Raw genomic sequence first — 14,034 nt, 5'->3', positions numbered from 1 at the left:
CGGAAGGGAGCGCGGGGTGAGGTACGCGCGAATGTACGTCGCCGGAACGGGGCGGTGGTTGCCCCCGACCGTGCGGGTGGAGGACGCCGTCCGCGAGGGGTGGTGTCGGAGCAGCGACGTGTGGCGGACGGGCATCGAGTCGGTCTGCGTGTCCGACGACGCGTCCGGGCCTGAGATGGCCGCGCGCGCGGCGCGGGAGGCGCTGGCGCGGGCGGGGGTCGGCCGCGCCGACCTGGTGCTGCACGCCTCGACCTACCACCAGGGCCACGACATGTGGGCGCCCGCGTCCTACGTGCAGCGGGTCGCCCTGGGCGGGGGTGCTTCCGTCGAGCACGGCCCGGCGTTCGAGGTGCGTCAGCTCTCCAACGGCGGGCTGGCCGCCCTGGAGCTGGCCGCCGGGTACCTGTCGGCGGGTGAGGGGCGCTCCACGGCCCTGCTCACCACCGGCGACCGGTTCTGCCCGCCCGGCTTCGACCGGTGGGTGACCGACCCCGGGACGGTCTACGGCGACGGCGGGACCGCCCTCGTCCTGTCGAACCGGGGCGGGTTCGCCCGGCTGGTCAGCCTGGTGACCGCCGCCGACCCCGGCCTGGAGGGCATGCAGCGCGGCCGTCGGCCGTTCGGGGCGGCGCCGCTGGAGCACGGGACGCCCGTCGACGTCGACGCGGCCCGGCGCGGGTTCGTCGCCGACCACGGACTGGACGCGGTGCTGGAGCGGATCGACGCCGGGCAGGAGGCGGCGCTCGACCGGGCGCTGTCCGAGGCGGACCTCAAGATCGAGGACGTCGCCCGGTTCGTGCTGCCCCACCTGGGGCTGGCCCGGATGCGGGCGCACTTCCTCAACCGGTTCGAGATCGACCCCGAGCGCACCACGTGGGAGTGGGGCCGCCGGATCGGGCACCTGGGCGCGGGCGACCAGTTCGCGGGCCTGCACCACCTGGCGGCCTCCGGCGGGCTCCGGCCCGGCGAGCGGTGCGTGCTGGTCGGCGTGGGCGCGGGGTTCACGTGGTCGGTGGCGGTGGTGGAGCTGCTGCACCGCCCCGAGGGGGGTCGGGGCCGGTGACCGCGAACGCCTCCGGACGGGCCCCGGCGCGCGAACGGACCTTCTTCGGGTACCCGCGCTGGTTCGGGACGCTGTTCGTCGTCGACATGTGGGAGCGGTTCAGCTTCTACGGTCTGCTGGCGATCCTCTACCTCCACCTGGTCGCCGACCCCGAGGGGGGCGGCCGGGGCATGGCGGACGGAGGCGCCGCCGCGCTGGTCGGGATCTACATGGCGCTCGTGTTCATGGCGTCCCTGCCGGGCGGGTGGGTCTGCGACCGGCTCCTGGGACCGCGCCGCGCCACGCTGTGGGGCGGGGTGCTCATCATGTGCGGGCACACCGTGCTCGCCGTGCCGGCGGGCCCGTCGCTGTACGCGGGGCTCGGGCTGGTCGTGGTCGGGACCGGGCTGGTCAAGCCGAGCATGGCCGCGATGGTCGGCCGGATGTTCGAGGGCAGACCGGAGCGGCGCGAGGCGGCGTTCTCGGTCTTCTACGTCAGCATCCAGGTCAGCGCGCTGTTCGCACCGCTGATCACCGGATACGTGGCCGAGCGGATCGGCTGGCACCTGGGGTTCGGGGTGGCGGCGGTCGGCATGGCGTTCGGGCTGGTCCACTACGTGCTGGGCCTGCGCGGGCTCGGCGACGTCGGGGCGCGGCCGGGCGACCCCGCCACGGAGGAGGAGCGGCGGCTGGTCCTGCGGCGGACCGCGCTGTGGGGCGGGCTGCCCGCCGCGGCGGTGGCCGTGGGCCTGCTCACCGGTGTGCTGACCGCCGAACGGGTGCTCATGCTGGTCGGGATCGGGGTCCTGGCGGTCCCGGTCGTCTACTGCACGCGCCTGCTGCGCCGCCTGCCCCGGAGCGGCGACGACCGGACCCGGATGGGCGCCTTCGTCTGGATGCTGATCGCGTCGGCGGTGTTCTGGCTGCTGTTCGCGCAGGGTCCGGCGCTGCTCAACCTGTTCGCGCTGGAGTCCGTGCACCGGACGGTGGCGGACTTCCTGGTTCCGGCGAGCTGGTTCCAGTCGGCGCAGCCCCTGTTCCTGCTGCTGCTCGCGCCGCTGTTCGCGGCCCTGTGGGTCCGGCTGGGGTCGCGGGTCGGCCCGGCGGTGAAGTTCTCCGGCGGCCTGCTGTTCGGGGGCGTGGCGTTCGCGGTCATGGCCGTGGCCGCGCTCGGGGCGGAGGCGGGGCCGGTGTCGCCCCTGTGGCTGCTGGGGGTGTACCTGCTGCTCGTGGTCGGTGAGCTGGCGGTGGCGCCGGTCGGGCTGAGCCTCGCCTCGCACGTGGCCCCGCGTGGGCTGGACGGGCAGGTCCTCGGGCTGTTCTGGCTGTTCGCGGCGGTGGGCGCGGCCCTGGGCGGGCAGCTGGCGCGGCTGGTCGACGTCATCGGGGAGCCCGTCTACTTCACGTGCCTGGGCGGGCTCGGACTGTGCACCGCGATCGCCGTGTGGGCCGCGCGGCGCGGGCTCCAGCGGCGCCTGGCCGCCGGTCGGTAGACGACGGCGGGCGCCGGTCCGCCGCACGAAGCGAAGGGAACGACATGTCGGCGATAGCGGGCTGGGTGGACCACGGACGCGACCTGCGGCGTGAGTGGTCGGTGATCAGGGCGATGACCGCGGCGACGGCCTGCCGGGGGCCGGAGCACGAGGCGGTGTGGCACTCCGAGCGGGCGCTGCTGGGTCAGCGCGGGGCGCCGGGCGGCGACTCGGGTGAGGGACCGCCGCTGACCGTCGAGCGGGACGGGCGCGCGGTGGCCGTGGCCGTCCTCGACGGGGAGGTGTACAACGCGGACGGGCTCGCGGGCGAGCTGACCGCGCGCGGGCACCGGCTGACCGGCGGCGGACACACGGAGATCGTGGCCGCGGCGTACCTGGAGTGGGGCTCCGGATGCGCCGAGCGGCTGCGGGGGATCTACGCGTTCGCGGTGTGGGACGTGCTCCGCGGGGAACTCCTGCTGGTCCGCGACCGCCTGGGCAACAAGCCGCTGTTCTACCTGCCCGGCGGACACGGCGTGCTGTTCGCCTCCGAACGCAAGGCGCTGCTGGCCCACCCCGGCACGGAGAGCGCGGTCGACCTCGACGGCCTGCGGGAGATCCTGTCGTACGCGGGGACCCCCGGCCACGGGATCTTCCGGGGGATGCGCCAGGTGCGTCCGGGGCACCTGGTACGCGTGGGGACCGACGGCGTGCGGGAGGAGCGCTACTGGTCGCTGGAGGCCGCTCCGCACACCGACGACCACGACACCACCGTGGCCACCGTCCGCGCGCTGCTGGACGAGGCGGTGGGCGAGCAGACCGGCGGCCCCTCCCCCGTCGGGATGATGCTCTCCGGCGGGCTGGACTCCAGCGGGGTGACCGCGCTGGCCGCGCGGCGGCTGGCCGACCGCGGGGCGGGGCCGCTGCGCACGTTCTCGGTGGCCTTCGGCTCGGAGGAGGACTTCCGCGCCGACGAGGTGTGGAGCACGCCCGACGCCCCCTTCGTCCGGGAGATGGCCGCGCGGGTCGGGGCCGAGCACACCGACATCGTGGTCGACACCGCCGACCTGCTCGACCCGCTGGTCCAGCGGAACGCGCTGCGGGCCAAGGACGTGCCGAGCCCGTTGGGGAACATGAACACGTCGCTGTACGTGCTGTGCCGGGCGGTGCGCGAGCACACCGACCTCGCGCTGCTGGGCGACGCGGCCGACGGGGTGTTCGGCGGGGTGATGTGGCTGGAGCACGAGCAGCTGCTGCGCGCCCCCACGTTCCCGTGGATCGCGATGGCCCGGTGGACGGGGGCGAGGTACGGCCTGGGCACCGACCTGCTCGCACCGGACCTGCTGGCGTCGCTGGACATGGACGGGTACTGCGCCGAGCGGTACCGGGAGACGATGGCGCGGGTGCCGCACCAGCCGGACGAGTCCGAGGTCGAGCGGCGGATGCGCGACGCCTGGTACGTCAACGTCACGAACTGGCTGGAGACGCTGGTCCCGCACAGCGAGTCGATCGCGCAGTCCGTCGGGCTGTCGCTGCGGCTGCCCTACTGCGACCACCGGCTGGTGGAGTACGTGTACAACGCGCCGTGGTCGATGAAGTCCTTCGACGGGCGGGAGAAGAGCCTCCTGCGGGCGGCGCTGGCCGACGTGCTGCCGACGTCGGTGCTGGAGCGCCGCAAGTCGCCGTACCCGGTGGTGCAGGACGTGGTCTACGCCGAGGAGCTGTGCGGGCGGCTGCGGCGGATCCTCGACGACCCCGGCGCCCCGGTCGCCGACCTGATCGACCGGGACGCGACCGCCAAGGTGGCCGCCGCGCCCGGAGCGCTGGTCTCCGGGCGCGGCGTGTGGGTGGCCCGCACCCACGCGGAGATGGTGATCCAGCTCAACACGTGGCTGGAGGTGTACGGGGTGCGGTTGCGGCTCTAGGGTCCGGACGCCGTCACTCGGCGGCGGCGGTCTCCTCCGCGGTCTGGAGCGTGCGCCTGAGGTCGGGCTCGATGTAGATGAGCGTGGCGATCGGCACCTCCTGGCGGACGCGCGCCTCGGCGGCGTCGATGGCGCGGGCGACGCGCGCCGCGTCGTCCTCGCCGTCGACGGCGACCTTGGCCGCGACCAGCAGCTCCTCGGGGCCCAGGTGCATCGTGCGCATGTGGATGACGGAGTCGATGTCCTCGGTGGCGGAGATGGCGCTCTCGATCTGGCGGACGTGCTCCTCGGTGGCGGACTCGCCGACCAGGAGGCTCTTCATCTCGACGGCCAGGACGATGGCGATCGCGACGAGCAGGAGACCGATCGCGGCGGTGCCGAGGCCGTCCCAGACGCCGTTGCCGGTGATGAGGGTCAGGCCGACGCCGATGAGGGCGAACACCAGGCCGAGGAGGGCGCCCGCGTCCTCCAGGAGGATGACCGGCAGTTCGGGCGACTTGGAGCGGCGGATGAAGTCGACCCAGCTGGCCTTGCCGCGGACGGCGTTGGACTCCTTGATGGCCGTGCGCATGGCCATCGACTCCAGGATGATCGCGACCACCAGGACGAGGACCGGGACCCAGCGCCAGTCCTCGATCGGGTGCGGGTCGGAGATCTTGTGCCAGGCCTCGTAGAGCGCGAACAGGCCGCCGACGCTGAAGAGGACGATCGCGACGAGGAAGGCGTAGATGTAGCGCTCGCGGCCGTAGCCGAAGGGGTGCGCGGCGGTGGCGTCGCGCCTGGCGCGCTTGCCGCCGAGGAGGAGCAGGCCCTGGTTGCCGGAGTCGGCGACGGAGTGGATGGACTCCGCCAGCATGGAGGAGGAGCCCGTGAGCAGGAACGCCACGAACTTGGTGACGGCGATCCCGAGGTTCGCCCCCAACGCCACCACGACGGCCTTGGTACTTCCATCAGCAGCCACTGTGCTCTTCTCTCTGCTCTTCCGGCTCAGTCCGCGTCGCATCCTAGCGATCACGGGTGCCGCAGGTCATACCGGAGGTGAACGGACACCGACCGCTGGCCGCACCCGGCCACGTGCACCGCGCGTCGAACGCCGTGAAGGATCACGGGCCGACACGCCCCACGCCGAGAACGCGCGACCCTCGGCACTCACGCGGTCGCTCGATGTAGTCTCCTGTTCAGCGTCCGCCCCGCGCACGCTCGACCCCTCCTCCCGGTGACGGACCCGACCGTGTTCCACGCATCCGAGGGGCTCTCCATGGCCGACGCCGTCTACTTCGCCTTCCAGTACCCCGAGCACAGCGAGTTCGTCATCAAGCTGACCAACGAGAAGCGGATCGCCCACGCCCGCAGGATCGTCTCCGGGGACGAGACGAAGAGGGTCAACGTCAAGGGCACGATCATCAGGAGGCAGGTGGACTACAACCCCGACTGGGACTTCCACCTCGATCCCGCCAGCATCTCCTTCTTCCAGACGGAGATCGAGGTGTGCGACGCCCACCCGGCCTACGTCGGCGACCACCTGGACGTCGTCGGCCGCGGTTTCCTGCCCGGCGCGATCTGGTGCCCGTGGAAGTCCACGGTCCTGCGCGAGGTCGGGTAGCGCCCCGGCTACCCGGCCAGGGCCAGGTGGTCGCCGCGGAAGACCTCGCGGCCGTGCCAGTCGACGTGGTCGGGTTCGACGGCCGGATCCGCGCCCCCCGGACGGTTCAGCGGACGACCCTCCAGTGCGGACACCAGCCGCTCCGAGGCCGGGGAGCGCCCCTGGAAGCGGGTCGACACGGCGACGGTGTGGTCGCGTGAGAGCCCGAGGACGCCCTTGTCGAACAGCCGGTGGTGGATCGAGCACAGGCACAGGCCGTTGGCGAGGTCGTCGGGGCCGCCGAGCGCCCACCAGCGCACGTGCGCGGCCTCCAGCGCCACGGGACCGCCGTCGATCCACCCGTCATAGCCGCAGAAGGCGCAGCGGTGGTCGTAGGCGTCCAGCACCAGGTCGCGGAAACCGGGGTCGCGCCGTCCCGCGACGAAGCGGACGCCGCCGTGCCGGGCGATTCCGCTCTCCAGGTCGAGCCCGGCGAGCGTGCAGATCTCCGCGTGGAGGGAGGGTTCGAAGTTCGCGTCGAGGAGGTAGCGCGCGATGCGGGCGGCCAGGCCCGGGTCCTGCGACAACGCCGCGGAGAACTCGGGGCTCAGGCTGCCGCGCGCGCCCTCGCCCCGCAGCCGGACGGCGGTGTCGGCGTCGCACTGCTCGCCGTCGACGGTGGTGACCCGCCACAGGCCGTCGCTGGCGAGGTGGTGGAACGGGTAGGCGGGCGACGTCCGCCGGGGAGGCCCGAACTCCCGGAGCAGGGCGGCCAGGTGCCGCTCGGCCTCGCTGTAGGAGATGGGGCGAGCGCCGTGGCGCTGGTGGTGCCCCAACGCGTAGAGGAGCAGGAGGGGCTTGTGGGGGGCGCGATAACCGTTGCGGTTCCAGCGTCTGATCGCCGCGACCCGGTCGATCCAGTCCATCCCGCGACCCTAGCGCGCCCGGCTCCGGGCACGAAGGGCGAGCGCGGCCCCGACGGTCGCGCTCGGGCGGGCCCCGGCGCGGCCGGGGCCCTCGCCGCACGTCCGGCTACGGGGTCACGGAGCGCCAGCGGACGTGCTCGGGGACGATGTCGTCGACGTGCCAGTCGAGGTCGGAGTCGACGGTGACCACACCCTCGACCCGCTGGGCGCGGCGCACCAGCTCCTGGGCCTCGCTGCGCAGCCGCACGGTCCCGGTCAGGTGGACGACGCCGTCGGAGACCGTCGCGGTCGGCTCCTCGTCGCGCGCCCGGTTCAGGACCTCGGTGATCTCACCGCGCACCTCGTCCCTGATCTCGCCGTCCCCGCGCAGGAACACCCGCAACAGGTCGGACCGGCTCACGATCCCGACCAGACGCCTCTCCTCGTCCACCACCGGCAGGTGCTTGACGCCGCGCCGCTCCATCACCCGTGCCGCCTCGACCACACTGCTGTCGGGGCCGACCGTCACGGCGGGCCGCGTCATGAGTTCGCCCGCGCTCGTGGCCTGGGCCTTGTCGCGCGCCGCGCCGCCGACTCCCAGTCGGGCACGCAGCCGGGCCCGCGGCGGCGGGATGTAGTCACCACCCTTGAACTCCTCCTTGTGGAGCAGGTCCTCCTCGGAGACCACCCCGACCACGCGCCCCTCGGCGTCGGTCACGGGCAGCGCGCCCACGTGGTGGTCGACCAGCGCTTCGAGGATCTCCCGGTAACCCGCGTCCTCGGTGACGGAGAAGACCTCGGACGTCATGACGCTGCGGACCGTACTCATCACGGACCCCCCTTGTCCGTCGGGCCGCCCACCCGCGCGAACACGGACGCGCGGCCGTCGAGTCCCCTTCCAGGCTACTCCCGCTCGTCCCGGGGGCGCGGGGTCATTCCTTGCGCAGGACCCACCTGTCCCCGTCGACCTCGGGGTCCTGCCCGATCGCCGCGCCGAACTCCCGCGCGGCCGTCCTCACCCCCGGACGGTCGGCCCGGAAGCCACTCCCGATGAGCACGCCGCCGTCGCGCACGAGCGCCCAGTAGTCCTGGATGTCGGTCATCACGTCGCGGTACTCGTGCCCGGCGTCGAGGTAGGCGATGTCGCAGCGCACCCCCTCGCGGTCGAGGATCCTGGCGGCGCGGGCGCTCGTGCACGGGAACGGCGTGATGATCTCCTCCAGCCCCGCGTGCACGACGTTGGCCAGGAACTGGCGGTAGATCTGCGGGTACCCGAACTCCAGTCGCAGTTCGGACCGCCGCCTCGGGAGCGTCCAGTGCTCGACGTCGCCCAGGAAGCTGTCGACGCAGACGATCTCCGTCGTCAGCCCCAGGCCGCGCGCCACCCTCGCCATGTGCAGCGCCGACGCGCCCGTCCACGTGCCGACCTCGATGATCAGCTCGGGTGAGAGCCGGGAGATCTCCCGGGCGAACACCGGGTGGTCGGCGCCCCGCCCCTGCGGGTCGAACCCGGTCCCCTCGGCGAGGAAGCGTTCGTAGGGGGACGTCTCGTGCAGCAGCGACATCACTTTCTGGACCATGCGGGACCCCCTCGGTCATTCGGTCACAGACAGCTCCATCATCACACAAAGTGGTGGATTGGGCACGAATCGGAGCGACAGGGGGAGAGGTGGAACCAGACGATCCGGTGGTCGCGCCAGCCGTTGTCGTCCCACCGGGTGGCGAAGGCGTCGACCATGGCCACCCCAGCTCCGGCCTCTCCGTGCCGTCGAGCTCGCGCGGGTCCGCCCGGCCGACCCCGCTGACCGCCACTCGCAGGCCGTGCGCCCTCCGGCCGCGCGCCTTCCTCCCCCGAGGAACCACCGCCGTTCCTCCGCTCGTCGCCCCCTCCTCGACGAAGCCTCACCTCCGCGCATCGGCACCGCCGCGCCGGGCACGCGCCGGAATCGCGGGGTCGCCTCACCTGGGACTTGACAGAATGATTATCATTTTCATTATCTATCCCGCTTCGCCCCTGCCCGGGGAGAGGACCGCCCCCGTCGTGCCCCTCCCCCACCAGCCACGCCCCCGTGACCCCCGGCGCCGGTTCCCGACCGCCGACCGCTCCCCCACCCGAGAAGGAAGGTGCGCCCCGTGGCGCGGACCGCGACCCCGCCCCCGACCACCCCGCCGCTGACCGTCGGCGGACCCCCGCCCCCGCGAACCGCCCGCCGCCGCACGGGCACCGCCTGGACGGTCACCGTCCTGTCCGTAGTGTTGGCCGTCTCCGCGGTGCTCGCCATCGGCCTCGGGTCGGCGGTGGTCGCCCCCCTCGACACCCTCCGCTACCTCTGGGCGGGCACCACCGGCGACGTGATCGGCGCCGACGAGGTCACGCGCTACCAGATCATCTGGCAGCTGCGCACTCCCCGCGTGCTGCTCGCCGCGACCGTCGGCGCGGGGCTGGGCGCCGTGGGCGTGGCCGTCCAGGCGCTCGTGCGCAACCCGCTGGCCGACCCGTTCATCCTGGGCGTGTCGTCGGCGGCGTCGGTCGGCGCGGTCGCGGTGGGCGTCTTCGGCGTCCTGGGCTCGCTCGGGATCTACGCGGTCTCGGCGGGCGCCTTCCTGGGCGCGCTCGGCGGCACGGTGCTCGTCTACCTCGCGGCGCTGTCGGCGGGCGGCGTCACGCCGCTGCGCCTGGTCCTGACCGGCGTCGCCCTGTCCTTCGGCTTCCAGGCGGTCATGGGCGTGATCGTCTACTTCGTCCCCGGCAACGAGGCCACCAGCACCGTCCTGTTCTGGACGATGGGCGGCTTCGGCGCGGCCACCTGGGGTTCCCTGCCGCTGGTGCTGGCGATCGTGGTCGCGGGCATCGCGCTGCTCACCTCGGCCAGCCGCCGCCTGGACGTGATGACCCTCGGCGACGAGACCGCCGCCAGCCTGGGCGTGGACACCGACCGCCTGCGCCGGGGCCTGTTCGTCCTCACCGCCCTGATGACCGGCGCGATGGTCGCGGTCAGCGGCGCGATCGGGTTCGTCGGCCTGGTCGTCCCGCACGTCGTGCGCATCGTCGTCGGCGCGGGCCACCGCCGGGTCCTGGTGGTCGCGCCGCTGGTCGGCGCGGTGTTCATGGTCTGGGTCGACCTGGTCGCGCGGGTGGTCGCCGCCCCGCGCGAACTGCCGCTGGGCTTCATCACCGCGCTGGTCGGCGTCCCCGTGTTCATCCTCCTGCTGCGCCGCAGGGGCTACCTGTTCGGAGGCCGCTGATGGAACTGCGCGTGGACGGACTCTCGGTCAGCGTCGGCGGCGCGGAGCTGGTACGCGAACTGTCGCTGGAGGTGCCCAAGGGTCGGGTGGTGGGGCTGGTCGGCCCCAACGGCTCCGGCAAGTCGACCGCACTGCGCTGCGTCTACCGGGCGCTGCGGCCCTCGCGCGGCACCGTGTGGCTGGACGGGCGGGACCTGGGCGAGCTGAGCCTGCGCGAGAGCGCCCGGTCGGTCGCCGCGCTCACCCAGGAGGGCGGCAGCGACCTGGACTTCACCGTCGCCGAGATCGTCGCGCTGGGCCGCACCCCGCACGTGCGGGGCAACCGCCCCCTCGACGCGCGCGAGCGGGAGCTGTGCCGGGCCGCGATGGAGCGCATGGACGTCGCCCACCTCGCCGACCGGGGCGTGCTCTCGCTGTCCGGCGGCGAGCGCCAACGCGTCCTCGTCGCGCGCTGCCTCGTGCAGGAACCGCAGGTCCTGGTCCTGGACGAGCCGACCAACCACCTCGACGTGCGGCACCAGATCGGACTGCTCTCGCTCGTGCGGAGCGCGGGGATCACCGTCCTGCTCGTCCTGCACGACCTCAATCTGGCCGCCGCGGTCTGCGACCGCATCGGCGTGCTGTCCGAGGGCCGCCTGGTCGCCTCCGGAACCCCCCGGGAGGTCCTCGTCCCCGAGCTGATCGAGCGGGTCTTCGGCGTGACGGCCACGGTCGTCCCCCACCCCCTGACCGGAGACCCCCAGCTCCTCTACACCCTCAACCCCGACACACCAGAGGAAGGCACCACATGAGCCACCGATTCGGCCGACCACTGCGCGCCCCCGCGGCACTGGGCGTCCTCGCGCTCCTGACCGCGGGCTGCGGCGCCCAGGTCGAGGGCGCCGAGGACGCCGCCGCCGCGACCGTCACGGTCAACCGCTGCGGCGAGGAGGTCGAGTACACGACCCCGCAGCGCGCGGTGGTCTACGAGGGCGGCAGCGCCGACAAGATGTTCGCGCTCGGCCTGACCGACCACGTGCACGGCTACGTCCTGCCGCCCGCCAACCCGCCGGTCTCCGAGTCCCCCTGGGCCGCCGAGTACGAGCGGGTGGAGTTCCTCAGCGACGACCTGCTCAACCGCGAGCTCGTGGTGGACGCCGAGGCCGACTTCGTGCTCGCCGGATGGAACTCGGGCTTCAGCGACGAGCGCGGGATCACCCCCGAGATCCTCGACGAGCTGGGCATCCAGAGCTTCATGCACGCCGAGTCCTGCTACAACTACCCGAACTTCCCCGAGCGGCACACCCCGTTCGAGGGCCTGTACACCGACCTGGAGCGGCTGGGCCGGATCTTCGGCGTCGAGGAGCGCGCCGAGGAGCTCGTGGCCGAGTACCGCGAGCGGGTCGAGGCCGTACAGGAGCGGGCTCCCGAGGGCGACCCGGTCCCGGTGTTCCTCTACGACTCGGGCACCGACCAGCCGTTCACGGCGGCGGCCCAGGTCCCGGCGAACGACATCATCGAGTTCGCGGGCGGCGAGAACATCTTCGGCGACCTGGACGAGCGGTGGACCCAGGTGGGCTGGGAGGCCGTCGTGGAGGCCCAGCCGGAGGTGATCATCATCTTCGACTACGGGGACCAGCCCGCCGAGGACAAGATCGAGTTCCTGCGGGAGTACGAGGCCACCGCCGACCTTCCCGCCGTCCAGAACGACGACTTCTACATCCTCGACTACAACGAGGGCATCTCCAGCCCGCGCAACATCGACGGCCTGGAGGGCTTCGCCGAGTACCTGCGCGAGCTGGACGCGTAGCGGCGAGGACATGGGACGGGCCCGTGCGGAGTCGATCCGCGCGGGCCCGTTCGTGGTGGGGACGCGGCTCAGGCGGTGCGGTCGAACCGGGCCTGGCGCGGCGCTCCGGCCCGGTGCCACTCCATGCGCGCCCAGGGCAGCTGGAGTTCGGAGGTGTCGGCGATGTCCAGCGGCTTGAGGTCCTCGACCGCCTCCGCCTCCCGGTGCCGGGCGAACACCGAGTCGGTGTATCGGTGGCCGGTGTCGGCGGCGACGAACACCACCGTCCGGCCGGGGTCGAGCTCACGCTCCCACCGCGCGGCCAGGTAGGCGGCCCCGCTGGAGAGCCCCGCGAACACGGCGTGCCGCCGCAGCAGGTCGACCGTTCCGGCCAGGGCGGCCTCGAAACCCGTCCAGTGCACGGTGTCGTAGAGGGTGTGGTCGACGTTGCCGAACGGGATGGCGCTGCCGATGCCCGCGATGATGATGTCGCGGTCGGGCACGCCGTCGCTGGCGAAGGTGACGCTGCCGAACGGCTGCACCCCCACGACGCGGGTGTCCGGGTCGGCCTCGCGCAGGTAGCCGCCCAGCGCCCCGCTGGAGACGCCGGTCCCGACGCCGCACACGAGCGTGAGGCCGCCTCCGCCCGCCTCCCGGCGGATCGTCTCGGCGACCTCCCGGTACCCCAGGTAGTGGACGGGGTCGTGGTACTGGCGCATCCAGTGGTAGTTCGGGTTCTCCGCCAGGATCTCCCGGACCCGGCGGACACGGCGGTTCTGGTCGAGCCTGAGGTCGTCGGTGGACTCCATCTGCTCCAGGTGGACGCCCAGGATCTCCAGTTGCGCGCGCAGGGTGCGGTCCACGGTGGTGGAGCCGATGATGTGACAGCGCAGCCCGTACCGGTGGCAGGCCAGCGCGAGGGCGTGCGCGTAGACGCCGCTGGAGCTGTCGATCACGGTGTCGCCGGGACGGACGGTCCCGGTCTCGATGAGGCGGCGGACCGCGGCCAGGGCCGAGACCACCTTGAGCGTCTCGAACCGCAGGCAGAGGAGGCCGCCGCCGAGGTCGATGAGGTCGGGTCGGCCGATCGCGTCGGACACGTGCTCGTCCACGGTCGTTCTCCTTGGTGAGGGTGGGGTGGCAGGCGGACGGGCGGGCGCGCGGGAGGGACGAGGGGCGCGCGCCCGCCCTGCTCGGGGGCCGGACTGGGGGTTTCGGCGCTGGGCCGCGGCGGTGCCGCGTCGGCCTCAGACCGTGCCGGCGGCCGGGGCCCGGTAGCGGTAGAGCGTGGTGGCGTCGGCGCTGAACTGGGAGAAGGGGAACGGCTCGGCGGAGACCCCGGCGACGCCGTGCCCGAGGAAGGCGCGGGCGACGGCGCTCGCGCTCTGGGCGTAGACGTACAGCGGGATGCCGCGCTCGCGGCAGCGCCCGAGGAGTTCGTCGAAGGTGCCGTTGCCGAGGGTCATGCCGGTGGCCACGACGGCGTCGGCGACGTCGACCACCTCCGCCATCGACTCCGCGATCGGGTCGCCCCACCGGGTGGCGCGCAGGTTGAGGTCGCAGGGCAGGCACTCGCCGCCGCGCTCGCGGATCGCGGCCACGAGGGGGTTGACGACGCCGATCAGCGCGATCTTCGCGCCCTCGGCGACGGGGGCGAGCTCGGCGATGGCGGCGTCGCGGGCCGCGGCGCGCTGTTCGGGCGTCCCAGCGGGCAGGGTGACCGGCTCGGCGCGGGGGTCGTCGCGGTGGGGGGAGGTGTGGCCGAGGTAGGCGTCGAGCGCGGCGATCCGCAGGGGCAGGGGGCCGTCGGACAGCAGCTCGGCCAAGGGCGCGCCCGAGGCCTCGCGACACAGGTCCGGCGCGATCCCCCCGTCCTCGAACGCACAGGCCCCGAAGGCCCCGCCGACGCGGACGGCGACGTACTGGTTGAGGTAGGTGGTGCCGCTCCCGGCCAGGCGGGTGCCGTGGTGCAGCCAGAACACGCTGGTGGCCACGGTGTCGCCGACCTGGTCGAGGGCGTCGCGGAAGAGGTCGTCGAGGGTCATGGTCGTTCGGCCTTCTGGGATCGGAGGAGGGGTGTGCGAGCGGGGGCGG

General features: G+C 73.3%; 13 protein-coding genes. 7 read left to right on the top strand and 6 right to left on the bottom strand.

What is annotated here, in order from left to right; translation table 11 throughout:
• The first annotated feature begins 16 nt into the window (after positions 1-16).
• Genes AB0I72_RS09925 through asnB form a run of 3 tightly spaced genes read left to right on the top strand, consistent with a single transcriptional unit; the run spans position 17 to position 4,439 of the window.
• The gene (locus AB0I72_RS09925; protein WP_358565065.1) at positions 17-1,063 is read left to right on the top strand and encodes a ketoacyl-ACP synthase III family protein; all 1,047 of its coding nucleotides are present in this window, start codon (positions 17-19) and stop codon (positions 1,061-1,063) included.
• Positions 1,060-2,535, top strand: a complete 1,476-nt coding sequence (locus tag AB0I72_RS09920) for an oligopeptide:H+ symporter (RefSeq protein WP_358565062.1) — start codon at positions 1,060-1,062, stop codon at positions 2,533-2,535. The genes AB0I72_RS09925 and AB0I72_RS09920 overlap by 4 nt, the downstream gene beginning before the upstream one ends.
• Before the next feature lie 44 nt (positions 2,536-2,579).
• Positions 2,580-4,439 carry an asparagine synthase (glutamine-hydrolyzing) gene (gene asnB, locus AB0I72_RS09915; RefSeq protein WP_358565059.1) on the top strand — a complete coding sequence of 620 codons (1,860 nt, stop codon included), beginning with the start codon at positions 2,580-2,582 and terminating at the stop codon, positions 4,437-4,439.
• A gap of 13 nt (positions 4,440-4,452) precedes the next feature.
• On the opposite strand, the gene AB0I72_RS09910 is transcribed toward asnB, so the two are convergent.
• Positions 4,453-5,400, bottom strand: coding sequence for a cation diffusion facilitator family transporter (locus AB0I72_RS09910; RefSeq protein ID WP_358565056.1), 948 nt, complete (start codon positions 5,398-5,400; stop codon positions 4,453-4,455).
• A gap of 270 nt (positions 5,401-5,670) precedes the next feature.
• Here AB0I72_RS09910 and AB0I72_RS09905 point away from each other — a divergent pair, with 270 nt between their 5' ends.
• Positions 5,671-6,042, top strand: coding sequence for a calmodulin (locus tag AB0I72_RS09905; RefSeq protein WP_358565053.1), 372 nt, complete (start codon positions 5,671-5,673; stop codon positions 6,040-6,042).
• Between the two features lie 8 nt (positions 6,043-6,050).
• Here AB0I72_RS09905 and AB0I72_RS09900 read toward each other — a convergent pair whose 3' ends face one another.
• From AB0I72_RS09900 to AB0I72_RS09890, 3 genes are all read right to left on the bottom strand, one after another.
• The gene (locus tag AB0I72_RS09900; RefSeq protein WP_358565050.1) at positions 6,051-6,947 is read right to left on the bottom strand and encodes a phosphorothioated DNA-binding restriction endonuclease; all 897 of its coding nucleotides are present in this window, start codon (positions 6,945-6,947) and stop codon (positions 6,051-6,053) included.
• A 106-nt stretch (positions 6,948-7,053) separates the two neighbouring features.
• A complete protein-coding gene (locus AB0I72_RS09895; RefSeq protein WP_358565047.1) occupies positions 7,054-7,755 on the bottom strand; it encodes a CBS domain-containing protein in 702 nt (233 codons plus the stop codon).
• 103 nt (positions 7,756-7,858) lie between these two features.
• Positions 7,859-8,506 carry a class I SAM-dependent methyltransferase gene (locus AB0I72_RS09890; RefSeq protein ID WP_358565044.1) on the bottom strand — a complete coding sequence of 216 codons (648 nt, stop codon included), beginning with the start codon at positions 8,504-8,506 and terminating at the stop codon, positions 7,859-7,861.
• Between the two features lie 553 nt (positions 8,507-9,059).
• Here AB0I72_RS09890 and AB0I72_RS09885 point away from each other — a divergent pair.
• Genes AB0I72_RS09885 through AB0I72_RS09875 form a run of 3 tightly spaced genes read left to right on the top strand, consistent with a single transcriptional unit; the run spans position 9,060 to position 11,961 of the window.
• Positions 9,060-10,172 (top strand): iron ABC transporter permease, encoded by a 1,113-nt coding sequence (locus AB0I72_RS09885; RefSeq protein ID WP_358565041.1) that lies wholly within the window; start codon positions 9,060-9,062, stop codon positions 10,170-10,172.
• The gene (locus AB0I72_RS09880) at positions 10,172-10,963 is read left to right on the top strand and encodes an ABC transporter ATP-binding protein (RefSeq protein ID WP_358565039.1); all 792 of its coding nucleotides are present in this window, start codon (positions 10,172-10,174) and stop codon (positions 10,961-10,963) included. The genes AB0I72_RS09885 and AB0I72_RS09880 overlap by 1 nt, the downstream gene beginning before the upstream one ends.
• Complete coding sequence (locus AB0I72_RS09875) at positions 10,960-11,961, top strand: ABC transporter substrate-binding protein (protein ID WP_358565036.1); 1,002 nt, start codon at positions 10,960-10,962, stop codon at positions 11,959-11,961. The genes AB0I72_RS09880 and AB0I72_RS09875 overlap by 4 nt, the downstream gene beginning before the upstream one ends.
• A 68-nt stretch (positions 11,962-12,029) precedes the next feature.
• On the opposite strand, the gene AB0I72_RS09870 is transcribed toward AB0I72_RS09875, so the two are convergent.
• Positions 12,030-13,052, bottom strand: a complete 1,023-nt coding sequence (locus AB0I72_RS09870) for a pyridoxal-phosphate dependent enzyme (RefSeq protein ID WP_358565033.1) — start codon at positions 13,050-13,052, stop codon at positions 12,030-12,032.
• A 135-nt stretch (positions 13,053-13,187) separates the two neighbouring features.
• Positions 13,188-13,985: a DUF364 domain-containing protein gene (locus AB0I72_RS09865; RefSeq protein WP_358565030.1), complete on the bottom strand. Its 798-nt coding sequence runs from the start codon at positions 13,983-13,985 to the stop codon at positions 13,188-13,190.
• Between the last annotated feature and the right edge of the window lie 49 nt (positions 13,986-14,034).

It is taken from the genome of Nocardiopsis sp. NPDC049922, assembly GCF_040660275.1.
In the GTDB taxonomy this organism is placed as follows: domain Bacteria; phylum Actinomycetota; class Actinomycetes; order Streptosporangiales; family Streptosporangiaceae; genus Nocardiopsis.
Note: the sequence above shows the minus strand (reverse complement) of the source record. Positions and strands in the feature narration are given on the sequence as shown.